The organism is Streptomyces sp. NPDC013157 (assembly GCF_042899865.1).
Classification (GTDB): Bacteria; Actinomycetota; Actinomycetes; order Streptomycetales; family Streptomycetaceae; genus Streptomyces.
Genome location: NZ_JBIBAK010000017.1, coordinates 102,863 through 123,156, shown reverse-complemented (window position 1 = coordinate 123,156; position 20,294 = coordinate 102,863). Strand labels below are relative to the sequence as shown.

Annotated in this window: 15 protein-coding genes; 2 read left to right on the top strand and 13 right to left on the bottom strand. The window is 73.2% G+C overall.

Annotated elements, in window-relative coordinates:
- Positions 1-8: 8 nt before the first annotated feature.
- From ACFY6U_RS39220 to ACFY6U_RS39210, 3 genes are all read right to left on the bottom strand, one after another.
- Entirely contained in the window at positions 9-632 is a 624-nt protein-coding gene (locus tag ACFY6U_RS39220; RefSeq protein WP_351488484.1) for a TetR/AcrR family transcriptional regulator, read from the bottom strand.
- A gap of 119 nt (positions 633-751) precedes the next feature.
- On the bottom strand, positions 752-1,039 hold the full coding sequence (locus ACFY6U_RS39215; RefSeq protein WP_093504975.1) for a YiaA/YiaB family inner membrane protein: 288 nt from the start codon (positions 1,037-1,039) through the stop codon (positions 752-754).
- Between the two features lie 69 nt (positions 1,040-1,108).
- The gene (locus tag ACFY6U_RS39210; RefSeq protein ID WP_390046361.1) at positions 1,109-2,260 is read right to left on the bottom strand and encodes an acyl-CoA dehydrogenase family protein; all 1,152 of its coding nucleotides are present in this window, start codon (positions 2,258-2,260) and stop codon (positions 1,109-1,111) included.
- Positions 2,261-2,321: 61 nt separating this feature from the next.
- Between ACFY6U_RS39210 and ACFY6U_RS39205 the strand changes: the two genes are divergently transcribed.
- The gene (locus ACFY6U_RS39205; protein ID WP_390046108.1) at positions 2,322-2,978 is read left to right on the top strand and encodes a TetR/AcrR family transcriptional regulator; all 657 of its coding nucleotides are present in this window, start codon (positions 2,322-2,324) and stop codon (positions 2,976-2,978) included.
- Between the two features lie 197 nt (positions 2,979-3,175).
- The gene (locus tag ACFY6U_RS39200; RefSeq protein WP_390046106.1) at positions 3,176-4,111 is read left to right on the top strand and encodes a DMT family transporter; all 936 of its coding nucleotides are present in this window, start codon (positions 3,176-3,178) and stop codon (positions 4,109-4,111) included.
- Between the two features lie 10 nt (positions 4,112-4,121).
- Here the strand turns inward: ACFY6U_RS39200 and ACFY6U_RS39195 are convergent, their stop codons facing one another.
- From ACFY6U_RS39195 to ACFY6U_RS39150, 10 genes are all read right to left on the bottom strand, one after another.
- Positions 4,122-5,210 (bottom strand): Zn-dependent alcohol dehydrogenase, encoded by a 1,089-nt coding sequence (locus tag ACFY6U_RS39195; RefSeq protein WP_390046104.1) that lies wholly within the window; start codon positions 5,208-5,210, stop codon positions 4,122-4,124.
- A gap of 13 nt (positions 5,211-5,223) precedes the next feature.
- Positions 5,224-6,612: an aldehyde dehydrogenase family protein gene (locus ACFY6U_RS39190; protein WP_390046102.1), complete on the bottom strand. Its 1,389-nt coding sequence runs from the start codon at positions 6,610-6,612 to the stop codon at positions 5,224-5,226.
- Between the two features lie 95 nt (positions 6,613-6,707).
- Entirely contained in the window at positions 6,708-7,160 is a 453-nt protein-coding gene (locus tag ACFY6U_RS39185) for a DUF3574 domain-containing protein (protein WP_390046101.1), read from the bottom strand.
- Between the two features lie 87 nt (positions 7,161-7,247).
- A complete protein-coding gene (locus ACFY6U_RS39180) occupies positions 7,248-7,904 on the bottom strand; it encodes a class F sortase (protein WP_390046099.1) in 657 nt (218 codons plus the stop codon).
- On the bottom strand, positions 7,891-8,646 hold the full coding sequence (locus ACFY6U_RS39175; RefSeq protein ID WP_390046097.1) for a hypothetical protein: 756 nt from the start codon (positions 8,644-8,646) through the stop codon (positions 7,891-7,893). The genes ACFY6U_RS39180 and ACFY6U_RS39175 overlap by 14 nt, the downstream gene beginning before the upstream one ends.
- A 101-nt stretch (positions 8,647-8,747) precedes the next feature.
- Positions 8,748-9,992, bottom strand: coding sequence for an MFS transporter (locus ACFY6U_RS39170; RefSeq protein ID WP_390046095.1), 1,245 nt, complete (start codon positions 9,990-9,992; stop codon positions 8,748-8,750).
- Positions 9,993-10,060: 68 nt separating this feature from the next.
- Positions 10,061-11,449, bottom strand: a complete 1,389-nt coding sequence (locus ACFY6U_RS39165; RefSeq protein WP_390046093.1) for a CitMHS family transporter — start codon at positions 11,447-11,449, stop codon at positions 10,061-10,063.
- Positions 11,450-11,571: 122 nt separating this feature from the next.
- Positions 11,572-13,803, bottom strand: a complete 2,232-nt coding sequence (locus ACFY6U_RS39160) for a molybdopterin oxidoreductase family protein (RefSeq protein ID WP_390046091.1) — start codon at positions 13,801-13,803, stop codon at positions 11,572-11,574.
- A gap of 139 nt (positions 13,804-13,942) precedes the next feature.
- Positions 13,943-19,372 carry a caspase family protein gene (locus ACFY6U_RS39155; protein WP_390046090.1) on the bottom strand — a complete coding sequence of 1,810 codons (5,430 nt, stop codon included), beginning with the start codon at positions 19,370-19,372 and terminating at the stop codon, positions 13,943-13,945.
- Positions 19,373-19,396: 24 nt separating this feature from the next.
- The gene (locus ACFY6U_RS39150) at positions 19,397-20,272 is read right to left on the bottom strand and encodes a hypothetical protein (RefSeq protein ID WP_390046088.1); all 876 of its coding nucleotides are present in this window, start codon (positions 20,270-20,272) and stop codon (positions 19,397-19,399) included.
- Positions 20,273-20,294: the final 22 nt, after the last annotated feature.

Sequence of the window (20,294 nt, the reverse complement as noted above, 5' to 3'; positions counted from 1 at the left end):
GCGGGCGGCTACTTGGCCCCGACCATCCGCAGCACGAGGTCGGCGTAGAGCGCGCCGACCTCCTCGGGGGTCCGGGGGCCGTTCACGTTGAACCAGCGGGCGACGTCGATGGAGAGCGACAGCACCGCGAGGGTGGTGCCGTGCACGTCGATCACGTCGAACTCGCCGGACTCGACGCCCTCCTGGATGATCCCGCGCACCTCGGCGTCCACCTGGCGGCGCAGGCCGAGGATCTCGGCGCGGGCGTCGGGGCCGAGGGCGTCGAGTTCGTACTGCACGACCCGGGCGGTGGTGCGCCGCCCGGCGTGCCAGCGGACGAAGGAGCTGACGGCGTCCGCGAGCCGCTCGGTGGCGGTGCCCTCGCGCCGGGCGGCCGTCTGGAGGATCTCCAGGGCCTTGTCGTGACCGATGCGGCTGATCCGGTGGAGCAGCTCTTCCTTGGTCTTGTAGTGGATGTAGAGCGCGGCGGGGCTCATGCCGGCCCGGCCCGCGATGTCGCGGGTGGTGGTGGCGTGGTAGCCGCGCTCGGCGAAGGCCTCCACGGCGGCGACCAGCAGTCGCCGGGCCGCGTCAGGGGTGACCTCTTCCCACGGCTCGACCTCGCCGCCGGTCGTCTCCTCCGCCGTACTCATCGCTCGCTCGCCCCTCTCGGTACCGGAGCTCCACCATACCGCCCCTACTGAGCGAGCGCTTAGTGTGCCCGCTCAGAGCTTTTCACGGGCGGCAGGGAGCCTCGGAGCGCCCCGGAGGGTCAGAGCTTCTCGAAGGGGTCGTGCTCGGCGAGCAGCTTCTCCAGCCTGGCCTGGTCGACGCGGCTGACGATCTGCCCGGCCTCCTGGCGGTCGCGGACGACCTTCGCGAGGGTGAAGGCCGAGGTGACGAGGTAGAGCACGGCGATGCCGAGGAATCCGCGCACCCAGGCGTCCGCGTGCAGCCGGAAGATGCCGATGGCGGTGGCCGTGAGGGCGAGGGCGAAGGAGGCGACGGCCTGGCCGTAGAAGGCGGCCGTGTTCTGGTGTCTGACCGGTGTGTCACTCATGGTCAGAGCATCGGCGAACGCGGAACCCGCCACATCCGCCGGGATACTCAGGCAGGCACAGGGAGGTACTCAGAACGCCGAGACGCCCGTCAGCGCCCGCCCGATGAGCAGCTTCTGGATCTGGCTGGTGCCCTCGTAGAGGGTCATCACACGGGCGTCGCGCAGGAGCTTGCCCGCCGGGTACTCGTCGATGTAGCCGTAGCCGCCGAAGACCTGGAGGGCGTTGTTGGCGGCCCGCACCGCGGCCTCGGAGGCGAAGAGCTTGGCCTTGGAGGACTCGGTGGCGAAGGGCAGCCCCCGGTCGATCAGGTCGGCGACCCGCCAGGTCAGCAGCCGGGCGGCGTCCACGTCGACGGCGATGTCGCTGATGAGCTCCTGGACGAGCTGGTGCCCGGCGATCGGCGTACCGAACTGCTCGCGCTCCCCGGCGTACCGCACGGCCGCGTCCAGTGCGGCCTGCGCTATCCCGACGCAGCCGGCGGCGACCGACATCCGCCCCTTGGCGAGCGCGGACATGGCGACCGAGAAGCCCTTGCCCTCGGGGCCGAGCATCGCCGAGGCGGGGACCCTGACGTCCTCCAGGACGAGTTCGGCGGTGGCCTGGCCGCGCAGGCCGAGCTTGCCGTGCAGGGGACGGCGGGTGAGGCCGGGGGTGTCGGCCGGCACCAGGAAGGCGGAGACACCCTTGCGGCCGGGGGCGTCGGTGGAGCGGGCGAAGAGCAGGACGACGTCGGCCCAGGTGCCGTTGGTGATGAACATCTTGGTGCCGTTGACGACGTAGTCGTCGCCCTCGCGAACGGCGCGGGTGGTGAGGTTGCCCGCGTCGGAGCCGGTGCCGGGTTCGGTGAGGCCGAAGCAGCCGACGTACGCGCCGGAGGTGAGCCCCGGCAGCCAGCGCCGCCTCTGCTCCTCGGTACCCCAGGCGGCAACGGTCTTGGCGACCAGCCCCAGGGACACGGACACGATCCCGCGGACCGAGGAGTCGCCCCGGCCCAGTTCCTCCGTCACCAGGCAGTACGCGAGATGGTCGCCGCCCGAGCCGCCGTACTCCTCGTCGACGGTCAGGCCCAGGAAGCCGACCTCGCCGAGCTTCTTCACGATCCCCCGGTCGGCCTCCTCGGCCCGGTCCCAGGCGATCACGTTCGGGGTGATCTCGCGGTCGACGAAGTCCCGGGCGAGCTGCCGAACGGCGGTCTGCTCCTCGCTGAGCCCCAGGTTCACCATGCGACCACCCTTTAAATTAGCACTGCTAGTTTCTTTCTCCGGCCCTACTATGTGCGCCATGGCCCGACCGCGCAAGCCCCTCCTCAGCACCGACCGGATCGTCCGGGCGGCCCGGGAACTCGTGGACGCGGAGGGTCTGGCGGCCGTCTCCACCCGCCGGCTCGCGGCCGAGCTGGGGGTGAGCGGGCCCTCGCTCTACAACCACTTCCGCACCAAGGACGAGATCCTGGAGGCGGTCGCGGACTCGGTCAGTGCGCAGGTCGACCTGTCGATGTTCGAAGACATCGGGGACGGCGCCGGGCGGGACTGGCGGACCGCCCTGCACGACTGGGCGGTGTCCTACCGGACGGCTCTGCGGGACCACCCGAACATCGTCCCGGTCCTCGCCCGCGGCCCCGGCCGCCGCCCGGCGGGCCTGCGGGTCGCCGACGCGGTCTACGGCGCGATGGTGGGCGCGGGGTGGCCGCCGGCGCAGGCTACGTCGATCGGGGCGCTGATGCGGTACTTCGTCATGGGGTCGGCGCTGGGGTCGTTCGCCGGGGGCTTCGTGGACGACGCGAGCGCGTACGATCCGGCCGACTATCCGCACCTGGGCCAGGCGCATCTGCTCGCGGAGCAGCAGGAGAAAGTGGACGAGCGGGCGTTCGAGACGGGGTTGCGGGCGTTGCTGGACGGGTTGCAGGAGCAATTTTCGAGGGTGGGGGAGACGACGTGAGGTTTGGGGTGCTTCGGCTGGACCTCGAGTGCGGGTAAGTGGGGGCCGGTCGCGCAGTTCCCCGCGCCCCTAAAGGGGCGCTTCGCCCGCCGCTTCTCCCCAGCCGCGGGCAGTCGTGCCTCCCCCACCCCCAGCCCCCACCCAGCCGTCCGAAATCCGCCAGCCCCGGTCCGCCCCCGCTCCTTACCCTCGACCACATGAAGAAGCCCGACCACCGTCTCCTGCCCGTCGCCGCCGCGGCCGTCACCGTCGTGCTCTGGGCGTCGGCCTTCGTGTCGATCCGCAGTGCGGGCGGCTCCTACTCCCCCGGCGCGCTCGCCCTCGGCCGGCTGCTCTCCGGATCACTCGTGCTCGGGCTGCTCTGTGTGGTGCGGCGCGAAGGGCTCCCGCCCAGGCCCGCCTGGCGCGGCATCGCGGTGTCCGGCCTCCTCTGGTTCGGCTTCTACAGCGTCGTGCTGAACTGGGGCGAGCAGCAGGTGGACGCCGGCACCGCCGCCCTCGTCGTGAACATCGGCCCGATCCTGATCGCCCTGCTCGGCGCCCGGCTGCTCGGCGATCCGATGCCACCGCGACTGCTCGCGGGAATGGCCGTGTCGTTCGCGGGCGCGGTGACCGTCGGCCTGTCGATGTCGGGCGAGGGCGGTTCCTCGGTGCTCGGCGTGGTGCTGTGCCTGCTGGCGGCCGTCGCGTACGCCGGCGGCGTCGTGGCGCAGAAGCCGGCGCTCGGCCACGCCAGCGCCCTCCAGGTGACGACGTTCGGGTGCCTGATCGGCGCCGTCCTGTGTCTGCCGTTCGCCGGGCAGCTCGTCGGCGAGGCGGCCGACGCACCGCTGTCCGCGACGCTCAACATGCTGTACCTGGGCGTGTTCCCGCTCGCCCTGGCCTTCACCACCTGGGCCTACGCGCTCGCCCGTACGACGGCCAGCCGGATGGGCGCGACCACCTATGCCGTGCCCGCGCTGGTCGTCCTGATGTCGTGGCTGGCGCTCGGCGAGGTGCCCGGTGCGCTGACGCTCGCGGGCGGGGTGCTGTGCCTGACCGGTGTCGCGGTGTCCCGGTCGCGGGCACGGACCTCCCGGGTCGTGGCCGCCGCACAGGAGACGCGGCCCGAGGAGACCCGGAAGCCCGTGTGACGGCACCCGCTCAGAACAGCACCAGCGCCCGGCCGCCCTTTCCGGCCAGCATGTTCTCGAAGGCGACCGGGATGTCCTCCAGGGCGATCCGTTCCGTCACCAGCGCGGTCAGGTCCAGGCGGCCGGCCCGGACGTGCTCCGCGAGCAGTGGCAGGTCGCGAGCCGGGTCCGAGTTGCCGTAGACGCAGCCGGAGAGGGTGCGGCCCCAGTGGAAGAGCTCCAGGGCGTTGAAGGTGACCTGTTCGGTCTTGGCGCCGATGCCGACCACCGTCGTACGGCCGCCCCTGCGGGTGGACTCCCAGGCGGCGCGGATGCTGACCGCGCGGCCCACGCACTCCACGGCGACGTCGACGCCCTGCCTGCCGGTGAGGGCGCGGATCGCGCGGGGCGTGGTGTCGGAGGCGACGACGTAGTCCGTGGCGCCCGCCGCCCGCGCCAGCCCCTCCTTCTCCTGCGAGACGTCCACCGCGATGATCCGGGAGGCCCCCGCGATCCGGGCCGCCTGGACGGTGGCCAGGCCCACCCCGCCGACGCCGAACACCGCCACCGTCTCGCCCTCGCGGACGCGTGCCGAGTGGTGGACGGCGCCGTAACCGGTGAGGACCGCACAGCCGAGGAGGGCCGCGTCGGTGAGCGGGATGCCCGCGGGCAGCGGGAGGACGCAGGACTCGGCGACCACGGTCTCCTCGGCGAAGGCCGCCACGTTCAGGCCGGGGTGCAGGTCGGTGCCGTCCGCCGTACGGGCGTAGACGTCGGCGGAGCCGTTCAGCGCGTTGGCGCAGAGCCAGATCTCGCCGAGTGCGCAGGCGGGGCAGCTGCCGCAGGAGGGCGCCCAGTTGAGGACGACCGGGTCGCCGGGCGCGAGACGGGTGACGCCCTCGCCCACGGCCACCACTGTGCCCGCGCCCTCGTGGCCGAGGACCGCCGGGACCGGGACCCGCATGGTGCCGTCGGAGAGGGAGAGGTCGGAGTGGCAGACACCGGCGGCTGCGAGCCGGACCCGGACCTGTCCGGGGCCGGGGTCCGGGAGTTCGATCCCGGTGACCGACAGCGGGGCGCCCACGGCGGGCAGTACGGCGGCTCGGACCGTGAAAGTCATCGCGGCGACCTCCTCAGAACTGCAGGGACTTGGTCTGGAGGTACTCGGCGAGGCCGTGCGTGCCCAGTTCGCGGCCGACGCCCGACTGCTTGTAACCGCCGAACGGGGCGAGGGGGTTGAAGCGTCCGCCGTTGATGTCGACCTGCCCGGTGTCCATCCGCCGGGCGAAGGCCACCGCCTCCGCCTCGTCCCCGGCCCAGACGGCGCCCGCGAGCCCGTAGACCGTGCCGTTGGCGATGCGCAGGGCGTCGTCCTCGTCGGTGTAGCGCAGGATCGACAGGACAGGGCCGAAGATCTCCTCCTGTGCGACGGTCATCTCGGGGGTGACGTCGGCGAAGACGGTCGGGCTGACGAAGTAGCCCTGTTCATACGGGGATTCGGGACCGCCCGCGACCAGCCGGGCGCCCTCCGCGACGCCCTTCTCGATGTAACCCCGCACCCGCGCCTGCTGTTTGGCACTGACGACCGGCCCGATCCGCTCGCCGTACTTGGCGGCCGCCGTGGCCGCCAGCTCCACCGCCGCCTCGTACTGGTCGGTGTGCACCAGCATCCTGGTCCAGGCGCTGCACGTCTGGCCGGAGTTGGACATCACGTTGGCCACGCCGACGTTGACGGCCTTGGCGAGGTCGGCGCTCGGGAGGATGACGTTCGCGGATTTGCCGCCCAGTTCGAGAGCGACCTTCTTCACGGCGGCCCCGGCCACCGCGCCGATCTGCCTGCCGACGGGCGTGGAGCCGGTGAAGGAGACCAGGTCGACGCCCGGGTGCTCGGCGAGGGCCTGCCCGGCGACCGGGCCGAGGCCGGTGACCAGGTTGAACACGCCTGCCGGGAAGCCCGCTTCGTGCACCGCCTCCGCGAACAGCTGGGCGGTGAGCGGGGTGTTCTCGGCGGGCTTCAGCACGACCGAGCAGCCCGCGGCGAGCGCCGGGGCGACCTTGGCGACGATCTGGTGCAGCGGGTAGTTCCAGGGCGTGATCGCGCCGACCACGCCCACCGGCTCCTGGTAGACGGTGGAGTTGCCGACCTTCTCCTCGAAGGGGTGGGTGGCCGCCAGTTCGGCGTACGAGCCGGCGACCGCGATCGGCACGCCCGCGTGGACCGTCTGGGAGAACGTGAGCGGTGCGCCCAGTTCGGCGGTGACCGTCTCGGCGATCTCGTCCTTCCGGGCCGCGAGCGCGTCGCGCAGCGCGCCGAGCCGGGCGGCCCGCTCGGCCGGCGGGGTCGCGGCCCAGACCGGGAGGGCGGCACGGGCGGCGCGTACGGCGGTGTCGACGTCCAGCGCGCCGCCCGCCGGGACCCGGCCGACGACCTGCTCGTCGACGGGGTTCACGACCTCGATCACGTCCCGGCTCTCGGCGGCGCGCCAGGCGCCGTCGATGTACAGGCCGTCGTGTGCCTTCATGCTGCTTCCTCCCGGCGGGGCTGCGTCGTCCGAGTCACAAACTAGCGGCGATAGTTTTAGCGCGCCAGACGTGCCCGGGACACACGTCGGGACCATCAGAAGTCGACCTGGGCGTGTTCGTCCACCCTGCCCACGCTCTCCTGCGCGAAGGCCTTCTCGTAGGCCCGCCGGATCTCCTCGATCTTCCGGTCGCTGCCCCTGGCCGCCGATTCCGGGTACAGCAGGACCAGCACGTACGACCGCTCCTTCTCGATCGTCCCGTGCGCGTCCCGCCACTGCCCGCGCCCGCTCTGCACGGTGAGCCCGTCGGGGAAGTCCGGGGTGACCTCCCTGTCGACGAAGGCGGTGAACTGCCGGTCGGTGACGCCGGGTCCGCCGTCCGGGCGGGCGGTGCCGAAGAGCAGCCGGGTCTCGATGTACGGCCTGCCACGCGCCGGGGCGGCGGCGGGATGGTCGTCGGCCAGCGCCGTGTACGCGGTCGGAGCGCCGGCGAGCAGGATCCCGGCCACGGCGAGGGCCGACCGGTTGCGGAGGGATTGAGTGCGCATGCCCCTTTCCTAGAGGGATTGCCCCCCGCAGGCCCCCGCTTCCCGCCCGAGTTCACTCGTCCAGGTCGAACCGCGGTCCCCGCCCGGTCACTTCGTCGCGGTCAGGTGGGCGAAGACCACCACGTTGCTGGTGTAGCCCGTCCGCCGGCTGAAGAGGCCGCCGCAGGTGATCACGCGGAGTTCGGGACGCCGGGTCGGGCCGTACACCTCCTCGTCGGGGAAACCGGCCTTGTCGTAGACCTTCACCCGGTCCACCGTGTACACGGCGGTACGGCCGTCCGCACGCCCGGCCTCGATCCGCTTGCCCGGCTTGATCTGGGCGAGCGCCGCGAAGACGGCGGGTCCCGTCCTGGTGTCGCGGTGGCCGACGGCGATCGCGAGGCCGGACTCGCCCGGCGTGGCGCCGCCCTGGAACCAGCCGATCAGCTTCGGGTCGTCGACCGGCGGTGTCTCCAGCTGCCGGCCCCGGTCGAGCCGGACCCCGGTGACCGGCGCGTCGACACCCAGGAACGGGATGCGCATCGACGTCGGCCGGGACCGGGACAACGGGCGGGGTGGGGGCCCGGACTCGGCCGCGCCCGGCCCGGACGCCGCCACGGCGTCCGACCCGTCCGGCGCGGCCGACCCGTCCTGCCCCCACCACCGGACCACTGTCACCAGGACGATCGCCAGCAGGGCCGTCCTGGCGAGGCGGTAGGCGCGGGTCCGGTACCAGGGCCTGCGTCTGCGCCTACGCGGCGCCATTGGGCCGGCGGCGGATCAGCCGGACGTACACCACACCGCTGGCCGCGACCAGGGTGACGGCCGTGGCCGCGGCCACGGGCGAGAACGCGGCCGCCGTGTCGGCGATGCCGCCGCCACCCGCGTGCACACCGCCCTGCGGGCCGTTGTGGTCACCGCCCTCCCCCCAGGAGGAGTCGCTGCGCTGGTTGTCCTGGATCTGCCCGTTCGGACCGCTCTGCCCGTTCTGATCGTTCGGGCCGCCGTTCGGGCCGTTCTGGTCATTCGGACCGTTGGGGCCGTTCGGACCGTTCTGGCCGTTCTGGTCCTGCGGCCCGTCCTGCCTGCCGTCATGGCAGTTGACCCGGAAGACCTTCTCCTTCCGGGCGCCGTCCACGATCCACGTGAGCCTGTACTGCCCGTCCGCCAGCCCCAGCGGGTCGGTGTGACCGGCGCCTCCGGCGAGCTGGATGGAGCCGGCGACGGTGGCGGCGGTGGGCAGCGGGGGCTGCGGCGTGATGGTGTAGCCGATCGAGGTGAGGATGTCGAAGTTGACGGCGTCGAGGTAGAACTTGCAGACCAGCGGGTCGTCCTTCGAGACGCCGAAGGGCACACCCACACGGTGGAGCCTGATGTCGCCGTTCTCCCCTTGGGCCGCCGCGTTCGGCGCCGCCACCCACGACGCACCCGCCGCGGCGAGGGCGGAGAGGACGACGGTGGCGCCCGCACGGGAACCGGCGGTGCGCGGAAGTGTGAGCGTGACCATGCAAGCTCCTCCGAGTTAGATGATTTTCATACAAATCGGCCTTTCGTCTGGACTGTCACTCATGCACTCCACGACCCGCGGCATCCACGTCCGACGCGCCGTCAGATATCGCTCGTGCGGCGCAACGCCTGGCCCTTTCGCCGCGCCGACGGCACCGCACCGGCGCCCTCGCCCCGTCCCACCGCCCCCGGCGAGCGCACCGCCACCCCCGCCGACACCAGCAGCAACGCGCCCAGCATCACGAACGGCGCGGCCACCCCGGCCACTCCCGCCAGCAGCCCCGCCCCGGCCGGCGCGGCCACCTGGCCCAGCCGGTTGCCGGTCAGCCGCAGGGCGAGCGCCGTGGAGCGGGCGCCGTCGGGTGCGGCCTGGACGACCGTCGTCATCGACAGCGGCTGTCCGACCCCCAGGCAGAAGCCGAGTGCGGCGAGCATCAGGGCCAGCACCCACACCGGCGCCGGCACCGCGATCCCCGCGCACAGCGCGGCCGCCAGGAAGCAGGTCACCGTCAGCAGCACCGGCCGCCCGAGCAGCCGGAGCAGCGGTGTGAGGACGAGCCGGCAGGCGATCGTCGCCCCCGCCCGCACGCTGAGCAGCACGCCGATCACGGCCGGGGAGATGTCCCGGTGCTCGCCGACCACGGGAAGGTACGCGGTCAGGATGTCGGTCGCGGACAGCACCGAGAGGCTGATCAGCATGCCGGCGGGAACGCCCCGGGCGCGCAGGATGCGGCCCACCGGCACCCGGTCCCCCGCCGCCGGACGGGACGTGACCGCGGTGCGGTCCTCGATGCGCCACAGCGACGTGAACGCGACCGCCGCCCCCGCACCCGCCACCACCAGCGCGAGCGCACTCGTCCCCGCCATGTCCGGGCCGCCGATGACCGCACCCGCGGCGATCGGCCCGACCAGCTGGCCCAGCGACGCGCCGATGGTGAAGTGGCCGAAGTTGCGGTCCTGTTCGTGCGGTGCCGACTGGCGGGCCACCAGCGACTGCGCGCCGATCACGAAGCAGAGGTGGCCGAGGCCCATCACCCCGCTCCACAGGGCCATCGCCCAGAGGGAGCCGGCGACTCCGCTGAGCGCGCAGCCGCCGGATATCAGGACGACGCCGACGGGCAGCAGGGGTGCGCAGCGGCCGTGGTCGGTGCGGCGGCCGAGCGGTACGGCGGCGAAGAGCGGGAGCAGGGCGTAGACACCCGCGAGGACGCCGACGGCCCGTTCGTCCGCGCCGAGGGCGAGTGCCCGGTAGGAGACGGCGGGGCGGGCCATCGACACCGCACCCTGCGCGAAGCCGAAGGCGATGACGAGGCGGAGCAGCCAGCGGCGGTTCCTGCCGGGCGCCATGGTGAACCTCCCAGTGGTATGTCACGTACTTCCCCGCGGTACCGTGTCATACAGCTCCCAGTGCTATGTCACATGGTCCCGAACAGGATTCCTGCCCCGAGCACCACCACCGATGTCAGCGCGGCCCACTTCACGACGAACCGCGTGTGGTCGCCGAACTCGACCTTGGCCATGCCGACCAGGACGTAGACGGCGGGCACGAGCGGGCTGGACATGTGCAGCGGCTGGCCGACGATCGAGGCGCGGGCGATCTCCACCGCCGGGACGCCGTGGGCCTGGCCGGCCTCGGCGAGCACCGGGAGGATGCCGAAGTAGAAGCCGTCGTTCGACATGAAGTACGTGAGCGGGATGCTCAGCACGCCGGTGACGAGGGCCATGTGCGGGCCCATGCCGTCCGGGATGTTGCCGACGAGCCAGTCGGCCATGTGGTCGACCATGCCGGTGCCCTGGAGGACGCCGGTGAAGACGGCGGCGGCGAAGACCATCCCGGAGACGTTGAGGACGTTCTCGGCGTGCGCGGCGATCCGGGCCTTCTGGGCGGGCATCTGGGGGTAGTTGACGGTCAGGGCCAGGGCCGCGCCGAGCAGGAACAGCACCGGGATCGGCAGCCACTCCATGATCATGGCGGTGAGCAGGGCGACCGTGAGCAGCACGTTGAACCAGTAGAGCCTGGGCCGCAGGGTCTCGCGGTGCGGGTCGAGGCCCTGGAAGCCGTCGTCCGCTGGCTCGCCGGGAAGGTCCGCGCCGGTGCCCGAGCCCGGACCGCCGGTGCGGGAAGGGGCCTTGCCCACGCCCACGAGAACCGTCTCCGGCTCCTCGACCAGCACCTCGTCCAGCGTCAGCACGCCGAGCCGGGTGCGCTCGCGGCGGCCGAGGACGTAGGCGAGGGCGAAGACGAACAGCAGGCCCGTGGCCAGTGCCGGGATCATCGGCACGAAGATGTCGCTCGCGTCCAGCTTGAGCGCGGTGGCGGCACGCGCGGTGGGGCCGCCCCAGGGCAGCGTGTTCATCACGCCGTTGGCCATCGCGGCGACCCCGGTCATCACGACCAGGCTCATCTTCAGGCGCTTGTACAGCGGGTACATCGCCGAGACGGTGATCATGAAGGTGGTGGAACCGTCGCCGTCCAGCGAGACGATCGCGGCGAGTACGGCCGTGCCGACGACGATCCGCAGCGGGTCGGCCTTGCAGAACCTCAGGATCCCCTTGACGACCGGGTCGAAGAGGCCGACGTCGATCATCACGCCGAAGTAGACGATCGCGAACATCAGCATCGCCGCGGTGGGCGCGAGGCTGGTGACGCCGTCGATGACGTAGTCGCCGAGGTGGGCGCCCTTGCCGACGGCCGCGCAGAACAGCGCGGGGATCAGCACGAGCGCCGCGATCGGCGACATCTTCTTCAGCATGATCAGGACCAGGAAGGTCGCGATCATGGCGAAGCCGAGGATGGTCAGCATGAGTGGATCACCTAACGTTCGCCCTTGAACTCCCACCAGGGCCGGCGGTGCGACGACGTTAGGTCGCGTCAAACGTCCTTAACAAGACGTTGACACGCGAGCAATAAGCGCAAAACTCCAGGTCACAGGGTTGCGGTCACCTCGATGGGGATGCCGTTGAGCACGGCGTTGCCGGACAGCGGGTCGAGCAGGCTGCCGTCGAGGAGCTGGTTGACGTTGACGCCGGGGGCGGTGGCGGCGTGGCTGAGGCGGGTTCCGGGGCGGTCGTGGCCCCAGCCGTGCGGCAGGCTGACGACTCCCGGCCGGACGCCCTCGGTGACCTCGGCGGGGGTGACCACCTCGCCGCCAGCGCCCTTGACGCGGACGTCGGCCCCGTCGCGCACGCCGAGCCGTTCTGCGTCCTCGGGGTGGATGTGCAGGGTGCAGCGGTTGGAGCCGCCGGTGAGGGCGGGCACGTTGTGCATCCAGCTGTTGTTGGAGCGCAGGTGCCGGCGGCCGACGAGGACGAGCGCCGCGGGGCTGGTGCCGAGGGCCGCGCGCAGCCGGGGCAGGTCGTCGGCGATCGGCCGCGGCAGGAGTTCGACCTTGCCGCTCCTGGTCTTCAGCGGCTGCGGGAGGCGTGACGTGAGGGGGCCGAGGTCGATGCCGTGCGGGTGGGCGAGCAGGTGCTCCAGGGTGAGCCCGCCGGGCCGTACGCCGAAGCCGTCGCCGTAGGGGCCGAGGCGCAGCATCAGGTCGATCCGGCGCTCGGGCCCGCTCTCCCCGGTGAGCAGCCCGGCGAGCTCCTGCGGGTCCCGGCCGTGCACGGGCGAGTGGGGCTCCTTGACCGCTTTCCCCAGGGTCTGGCCGATGACCATCTCGTCCACGGCGGACGGTTCGGCGCCGTGCATGCCGCCGGCCGCGAGGACCAGCCGGGCCAGGATCTCGGTCTCCGCCATCCTGCCGGGCTCCAGCGGGACGGCGGGGCGGGAGTAGCGGACCTGGTTGCGCACGGCGAGGGTGTTGAAGGCGAAGTCGTGGTGCGGGCTCTGCGAGGGCGGCGGCGGGGGCAGCACGACGTCGGCGTGGCGGGCGGTCTCGTTGAGGTAGGGGTCGACGCTGACCATGAAGTCGAGGGAGTCCAGGGCCTTGTCGAGGCGGTCGCCGTCCGGGGCGGAGAGGACGGGGTTGGTGGCGACGGCGATCAGCGCCCGGATGGGCTCGCCCTCCGCCGTCGCGGTGTCGATCTCCTCGGCGAGCGCGGAGAGCGGCAACTCGCCCTTCGCCTCGGGGTGCCGGCTGACCCGGGAGTGCCAGCGCCCGAGCGCGAAGCCCCGGCCGGGACCGGCCGGTCGCGGGGTCCGGTCGGTGGCGGCCTGCGGGAAGAGCGCGCCGCCGGGCCGGTCGAGGTTGCCGGTGAGGATGTTGAGGACGTCGACGAGCCAGCTGGCGAGGGTGCCGTGCGGGACGGTGCAGCTGCCGATCCGGCCGTACACGGCGGCCGTCGGCGCGGCGGCGAGTTCGCGGGCGAGGACGCGGATGGTCCCGGCGTCGACGTCACAGGCGTCGGCGACCGCATCCGGGGTGAAGTCGTCGAGTTCGGCGCGGAGTTCGGCGAGTCCCTCGACGTGCGGGGCGAGGCGGCCGAGGTCCACCAGGCCCTCCTCGAAGAGCACTTGGGCCATCGCGGCGAGCAACAGGGCGTCGGCACCGGGCCGGATGGCGATGTGCCGGTCGGCGAGCTTGGCGGTGCGGGTGCGGCGCGGGTCGATGACGGTGAGGGTGCCGCCGCGGGCCCTGAGCGCCTTGAGTCTGCCGGGGAAGTCGGGGGCGGTGCACAGACTCCCGTTGGACTCCAGGGGGTTGGCGCCGATGAGGAGGAGGTGGTCGGTGCGGTCGAGGTCGGGCACCGGTATGGCGTTGGCGTCGCCGAAGAGCAGTCCGCTGGAGACGTGCTTGGGCATCTGGTCGACCGTGGACGCGGTGAAGACGCTGCGGGTGCCGAGGGCGCCGACCAGGACCTGCGGGTAGAGGCCGCCGGCCACGGTGTGGACGTTGGGGTTGCCGAGGACGACCCCGACGGAGTGCGGGCCGTACCGTTCGACGACGCCGCGGATCCCGGCGGCGACGGCGTCGAAGGCCTCCGTCCAGGTGGCCTCGCGCAGCTCGCCGTCCCTGCGGACGAGGGGGGTGCGCAACCGGTCGGGGTCGCCGTCGACGGCGCCGAAGGAGGCGCCCTTCGGGCAGATGAACCCCTTGCTGAAGACGTCCTCGCGGTCACCGCGGGCTCCGGTGACGCGGGTGCCCTCGATGGTGAGGGTCAGACCGCAGGTGGCCTCGCAGAGGGGGCAGATGCGGAGGGCGGTGCGCGGCATGGTTCCTCCCGGGGGCGGCGGTGCCTTGGACGGTGAGCATACCGGGCGGTATGTCGAGTGGGGAGTCCACGGTGGGGGTGAGGTGGGAAGCGTGCGCGCAGACGGCAGGGTCGCGGCGCCGGCACCCAGCGGGGGCACCTCAGTCGAAGAGGATGATTCCGTTGCGGGTGCCGACGACGAGTTCGCCCCGGGGGCCGGCGGCGAGGGCGGTGCAGGGGGAGGGGAGGTCCACTTCGCGGTGGACGACGCCGGTGCGGGTGCCCATGACGACCACCGCATCCCTGCTCGCCACGGCGTAGCACTCGCCGTCCGGCAGCAGGGCGGCGTAGTCGACGTCCACTCGTGTGACGTGCTCGTGGGCCACGGGCGGCGACGGCCGGCGGCGGTAGAGGCGGCGTCCGCCCGTGGCGGGACGATGCCGGGGCGGGCGCTCGCCCGGACCGGTGAAACGGGGCAGCAGGGACTCCCACGCGATGATACGGGTGTGGTGCCCGCCGGTCAGCAGGAGTTCGTCGCCGCCCGGCCCCGTCAGGGTGAACGCCTCGGTCATGTCCAGCCCGTGCAGGACCGCCCAGCGCCGGGTCGACGTGTCCAGCACCCGTACGCCCACCCCTGCGACGTGGACCAGGACCAGCAGCCGGCCCGCGCAGCGCACCGCGCGCACCGCGCCGACCTCGGTCTCCTCCGCCTCGGCCAGACACGGTTGGTCGTGCCGGGGTCCGTGGGCGATGTCGTGGACGGCGACATGGAGGTCGGGCTCGGTGCCATAGAGCAGCGGATTGGGCCGCGCGTCCCAGACCGCCAGCGAGAGCAGCGCCTGGGCATCCGGGCCGTCCGGGAGCACGGCCAGCCGCACCCGTTCCCGGCGCTGGTGCGGTACGGGCGTGACCAGGGGCCGTCCCGCGGAGGCGACGGCTCCGCGGGTCCCGAAGTCCCAGTACTCCAGCAGGCCGTCGGTACCCCGGGCGAACAGCAGCGGGCGGACCGGCCGGCGGGGCGACCGCCAGGCGACGGTGGCGAGTTGCTCCACCCCGCCGCCGCTGACCGGGCGCAGCCGCCGCAGCAACGCCCCGGTCTCGCCGTCCCGTACCTGGAGCGACCCGTCGGCGCTGCCCGCGACGACCGCCAGGCCCCCGTCCAGCGCCACCGCCGCCACCGCCGCCACGGGCCGTACGGCGTCCAGCAGTTCCACCACGCGCCGGCCCTCGGGGGTCTCCCGCACCTGCCAGACCTGTCCCTGCTCGTCACCGCACAGCAGGCCGTCGCGGGTGGCGTACAGGGAACCGACGGGCTGCGGCATCCGCCGCTCCCAGCCGTCGTCCAGGCACACCAGCCGGGAGTCCGTGCCGCAGCCGAAGAGCCGGCCGCCGGCGTGGGCGAGGGCGAGGACCGTGCCCCGGTGTGCGGCGCGGGCCGGTCCGAGCGGCCGGTACCCCGGCAGCGACCACTCCCGGACGGATCCGTCGGATGCGCCCGCCGCCAGCCGCCCTGTGCCGTCGGGGGCGAGGGCGAGCGCCGTGAGCCACACCGGCTCGGCCGGGGCCGGTCCCGACGCGTACATCCGCCCCGCACCCACGTCCCAGCAGAACATCCTGCCGGATCCGGTGCCGACGACCACCACGTCCCGGTCCCGGACCCGGCCCGCCGTGACGGCGGTGACGATCTCGGGAAGCGTGAACTCCTGCTCGGCCACCGGGAGTCCGTCCTGCAGCACGAGTACCGCGACCCGGCCACCATGCTCTCCGGTGACCACGTGGGACCGGCCGTCCGCCGTGCGTCCCACTGCGGCGCAGCCGATCAGCGGGACCTCCCAGGAGCCCGGGTCGAGGACCCTGCGGCGCCACAGCTCGTGCGGCCGGTCCAGGTCCCAGCAGCGGATCCGGGCGTCCACACCGACCGTGAGCAGCGCGGGCGCACCGCCCGGTCCGCGGATCTCGCCCGCCGCCAGCAACGAGCCTTCGTGCGCGGTGATCTGCACCGAGTCGGCGGCGTGGACGGAGGGCCAGAACCGTACGACACCGTCGGAACCCCCCGCGCAGACCGTGCCACCGGCCGCACAGACGGCCGCGGCGGCGTGTCTGCGGACCTGGCCGCCCACGCGCTCCCCCGAGACCAGGTCGTAGAGCTGGAGACCACTGTTGTTCCCCTGCACGGAGACACAGGCGGTGGGTCCGAGGTCGAAGGCGGCCACCCGGCTCGCGGTGCCGGCGTCGACCCGCAGGGGCAGACCGATCGGACGGCCGCTGTCCAGGTCGATCCGGTGCAACTGGCCGTCGGCGGTGACCACGGCGACGATCCACTGCCGACCGACCCGGTGCACCGCGAAGGAGGCGACGGCGAAGGTGCTCCTCAACAGGGTCCGCAGCGGCCCGCGGGTGGCGACGGCGGACAGCCGGACCGTGTGGTCGTCGCCCGCGGTGACGAAGAGGCTGCCCTGCGGGTGGCCGGCCACCCACTCGATCCGGGTGACCGGCCCCTCGTGCCCGGTGTTCACCTCGACGCCCGATGTGCCGCTCTCCGCATCGAACGGCACCACCCGCCCGTCCTCGTACCCCAGCAGCAGCGTCAGGTCCGGCAGGCCCTCGGGCGCCGCGCACACGGTGATCCGGGTGCCCGGTCCCTCGGGCGTGAGGGCGAGGAGGAACTCGGCCGACAGTTCCTCCGCACGCTCCTCCCAGTTGCTGATCTGGAAGTCCCACAGTGCCCGGCGTTGTGCGCGCGTCAGCGGGGGGTGGGCGCGGGCAGCGCCGAGCCGGTAGACGAGCAGCCCGCCGTCGAGCCGCAGCGCCGCCATGCCGGCCCGGCCGTCGGCCCCCGCGAGTACGGCCACTTCCGACGGCGGCTCCGGCAGGCGCCGCTCGGGTTCCGTGTCCGTCGGGCCGGGCGGAAGCAGCCAGGTCTGCCGCCCGGAGGTGCCCCACAGGTGGAGCAGGCGCGTGTAGTTCTTCGTGACGATCTTCTCGTCCTCGATCGCCAGGCGTGTGGTCCAGGTCAGGCCGGCCGCCGTGCCCTTCACCTGGGGTGTCGCCGTGATCGTCCACGCGTACGGGTCGCCCCGCTGCGGGTGCACCGCTTGCCAGGTGCCACTGTCAAGGTCGCACCACATCGCACCGTCCCAGGGCGACAGGTCCAGGAACCGGGCACCGTACCGCTCGGGCACCACCACCCCGTTCCCGACCCCGAACATCATCGCCGCGTACCGCCGGTTCCCTTCGTGCGGGTTCCACGCCGCCCAGCGTGCGCGCCAGGGCAGCTCGCCCTCCCCGGTGTCGCAGGAGTCCGCCAGGGGCTGCGCCCTGCGGCACACCGCCGCCAGCCGCAGTTCGGCCCTGATCTGCGGGTCCGCGGCCGCGCCCGCCCGGTCCCGCAGCCGCTCCTCCAGGTCGCGTATCGCCTGCCCGGCGCGGCGGCCCTCCCGGCTGCGGAGACCGGGCAGGGCGGCGAGCAGCGGGCCCGGCTCGGCGCCCAGCACGAAGGCCGCGTCCTGGACCAGGGGGTCGAGGACCCCGCCCGCGCCGGCGTGCAGGGCCAGGTACCGCCGGACGTAGGGGTGCTGGACGTCCCGCAGCACCTCGGTCACCGTACGCTGGATCGCCGCCGGGTCCCGCCCCTCGCGCAGGTACTCGATGAGCGCCCGGTGGTAGACGCGGTAGACCGACCCTCCGCTCTCGACGCTTTCCACCACGTACGACCCGGCCGCCTGCCGCAGCCAGACGATGTGCTCGTCGCTGTACTGCGTGCCGGTGAGCGCCGTGGCCAGCCGGGGCCAGATGCCGGCCCAGGGCAGGCCGGCGCCCTGGGCGTAGGCGAGCGGGAGGAGGAGGTCGCGGGCCCGGGCGGCCAACGGGCCGAGGCGCTGCACCAGATCGCGTTCCATCGCCTCGCCGGGCAGCCGGGGGAGGCCGTCACGCCAGCGCGGGTCGTGCGGGTCCGGCGGCCGGGGTTCGCGGGCGATGGTGCGGGCGGTGATCCGGGCGACCAGGAAGGACCGGCCGGCGGCCGCCGCGACCGCCTCCGCGATCTCGTCCACCAACCGGGGTACGGCGGCCTTGAGAACCGAGCCGTCGGCGCACAGCAGCTTGCGGGTGTAGGCGCGGACGGCATCCGGGTCGCCGTACCGCTCGGAGTCGAGGTCGATGCGCGGGCCGACGGCGGCCAGACGTGCGGCGACGTGCGGGCGGGCGCCGATCAACAGGCGCAGCTGGAGGCGGCGTTCGGGGTCGGTGAGCGGGAGGAACAACTCGTCGACGGCCTCGTGCGGGGTCAACGCCTCGTCCAGCGAGTCGACGAGGACGACGAGCGGGCGGGTCCTGGTCTGGAGGTGCGCGGTGAGCGCCCCCAACGAGTCGGCGGCGCACCCCGCGGCCGCCGACAGGGCGTCCAGGAGCTGGCGCGTGGAGAGATGGCTCGCGTTGATGCGGACGTCCACGTCGCCGGGACGGGGCAGCAGCGCGGGCAGCCCGGTGCGGGGTACGGACTCGTGGCGGTGGTCGTCGGTGAGGACGGCCACCATGCCCAGCAGCGAGGACTTCCCGGACCCTGGGTCCCCGGTGACCACGCACAGGCGTTCCCCGACCCGGCGCGGGTCGAGCCAGGTGGTGATGTCGCCCAGTGCCGCATGGCGGCCGGTGAAGTCCCAGACGTCCTCGGTGGGCACGTCGGTACCGCGGGCGCGGGGTACGAAGAACTCCCGCATGTCCTGGTCGCGGGCGCCACGTTCGCGGGCGCCGAGATCGACGATGCGGTCGATCTCCTCCAGCTTGAGCCCGGCGGAGCCGGGTACGTGCCGGGGGTTGGGGAGGAAGGCCGGGATGTCCCCGGTGGCGTGGGTGAGGGACCAGACGGGGCGCTGGGCGGCGGGAACCTCGGGGTCGCTGCGGATGGCCGCCATGACGTGTTCGAGACTGATGTGGGCGGGCGCGTGCCCGGCGGTGGCCGTACGGCGCACTGCCCGGTCGAAGGCCGCCGAAAGGGCCCCGGTGTACGTCTCCTCCTTGCGGCGCGAGGAGGAGACGAGGACCAGGCCGGTGGTCCCGTGCTCGGTGACCGGCTCCCGGAAGCGGCGGGCCTCCAGCGCACCGCGCAGCGCACGGTCGGCCCCCTCCTCGGAGTAGCAGGCGTCGATCAGCACCAGGAGCCGCTCGACGGGAGTGTCCTCCCAGAGCTGGGCGACCAGGTCCTCGGTGGGCAGGGCGGTGCCGCGCAGATCCCGTGCGTCGCTGTCGTGCAGCAGCAGATAATGGCGTCCGCTGTGCTCGGCGGTGACCCCGTGCGTGGCGAGGTAGAGGACCACGTAGTCCTCGGGACTGCGGTCCGGGGCGGTGGCGAACGCCCGTAGTGCGTCCTGGAGTTGGCGGCAGGTCGGGTCGAGGGCGAGATCCGTGCCCCGGCGGTAGCCGAGCGGTCCGAGGAAGAGTTCCTCGATCCGGTGCACGTCGTCGGCGAGTTCCGCTCGCTCCGCCTCGGGATGCGCGGCGACGGAGGTGACGGCGGCGGCGATGAGGAAGCGGCGCGAGGTGCCCGCCACCGGGCCGTCCGTCGCCTCAGCGGGGCGCGGTGCCGCGTCCATGGCCCACCCACCGGCGTCTGTCGCTCATACCCCGGCCTCCCCCGTCTCCCGGCACCCCTCCTCCACCGCGCGTCCCGCCTCCGCCGTGTTGAGATACCGCGTCGCGTCATGGGCCCGTGCCCCGTTGTGGACCACCTGACACCTGACCCGCTCGCCGAACAGCGGCCGCAGGTCCTTCACCAGGGCGACGACGTCACCGGCGTCCGCGAGATTGGTCCACTGCCGTACGGAACCCGGCCAGTCACCAGGCGATCCGGCGGGGCCGGTGCGCAACCGGTCGAAGACCAGGTTGCGCACACCCAGCGGCGAGCCCAGCGTCAGCAGGGCGCGCACCGGCCAGTCCGGACGGGCGCACAGCGCCTCGTAGGCGACGACGCTGCCGAGCGAGTGGCCCACCACGACCCGGGTGCGCTCGGTCACCGCGTCGGCGACCCGCTGCTGGACGGCGTCCCGCAGCGCCGGATCGCACAAGTACCCGCGCACCTGCCTGAGGTCGAGTACGAGACCGCGCAGGGCGACGCCGGCGAAGAAGCGGGAGCGGCTGAGGGCGTTCAGGGCTCGCTGCACGGCCTGGGGGGTGCGGGCCAGGGTACGGGCGTCGGGCGGCAGTACCGTGCCGTCCGTCCGGGCCGCCTCCGCCCACCATGCCAGCAGGAGTTCGGTCTCGAAGCCGTCCGCGACGTCGGAGGCGTCGAGGGGCGGATCGGTGAGTGCGAGTGTGCGTCCGGGCGGCCGGAACAGGTCGCCGTAGAAGACGCAGCGCACATCGTCCGCAGCGAGGTCGGTCACGGCTCCGGCACGGATCAGGCCGTCGCAGAGGGCGGGGTGCCATGCCCCGTGCAGCTCCCGCTCCCCCGTGTGCTGCCGGCCGATTCCATGGATGCAGACCACCCGAGCCATACGTCCCCCCGTGCGCGACCCC

Bases quoted from the DNA above. Each gene is read 5' to 3' on its own strand.
- ACFY6U_RS39220 (WP_351488484.1), bottom strand. From the start codon at position 632: ATGAGTACGGCGGAGGAGACGACCGGCGGCGAGGTCGAGCCGTGGGAA.
- ACFY6U_RS39215 (WP_093504975.1), bottom strand. From the start codon at position 1,039: ATGAGTGACACACCGGTCAGACACCAGAACACGGCCGCCTTCTACGGC.
- ACFY6U_RS39205 (WP_390046108.1), top strand. From the start codon at position 2,322: ATGGCCCGACCGCGCAAGCCCCTCCTCAGCACCGACCGGATCGTCCGG.
- ACFY6U_RS39200 (WP_390046106.1), top strand. From the start codon at position 3,176: ATGAAGAAGCCCGACCACCGTCTCCTGCCCGTCGCCGCCGCGGCCGTC.
- ACFY6U_RS39195 (WP_390046104.1), bottom strand. From the start codon at position 5,210: ATGACTTTCACGGTCCGAGCCGCCGTACTGCCCGCCGTGGGCGCCCCG.
- ACFY6U_RS39190 (WP_390046102.1), bottom strand. From the start codon at position 6,612: ATGAAGGCACACGACGGCCTGTACATCGACGGCGCCTGGCGCGCCGCC.
- ACFY6U_RS39185 (WP_390046101.1), bottom strand. From the start codon at position 7,160: ATGCGCACTCAATCCCTCCGCAACCGGTCGGCCCTCGCCGTGGCCGGG.
- ACFY6U_RS39180 (WP_390046099.1), bottom strand. From the start codon at position 7,904: ATGGCGCCGCGTAGGCGCAGACGCAGGCCCTGGTACCGGACCCGCGCC.
- ACFY6U_RS39175 (WP_390046097.1), bottom strand. From the start codon at position 8,646: ATGGTCACGCTCACACTTCCGCGCACCGCCGGTTCCCGTGCGGGCGCC.
- ACFY6U_RS39170 (WP_390046095.1), bottom strand. From the start codon at position 9,992: ATGGCGCCCGGCAGGAACCGCCGCTGGCTGCTCCGCCTCGTCATCGCC.
- ACFY6U_RS39165 (WP_390046093.1), bottom strand. From the start codon at position 11,449: ATGCTGACCATCCTCGGCTTCGCCATGATCGCGACCTTCCTGGTCCTG.
- ACFY6U_RS39160 (WP_390046091.1), bottom strand. From the start codon at position 13,803: ATGCCGCGCACCGCCCTCCGCATCTGCCCCCTCTGCGAGGCCACCTGC.
- ACFY6U_RS39155 (WP_390046090.1), bottom strand. From the start codon at position 19,372: ATGGACGCGGCACCGCGCCCCGCTGAGGCGACGGACGGCCCGGTGGCG.
- ACFY6U_RS39150 (WP_390046088.1), bottom strand. From the start codon at position 20,272: ATGGCTCGGGTGGTCTGCATCCATGGAATCGGCCGGCAGCACACGGGG.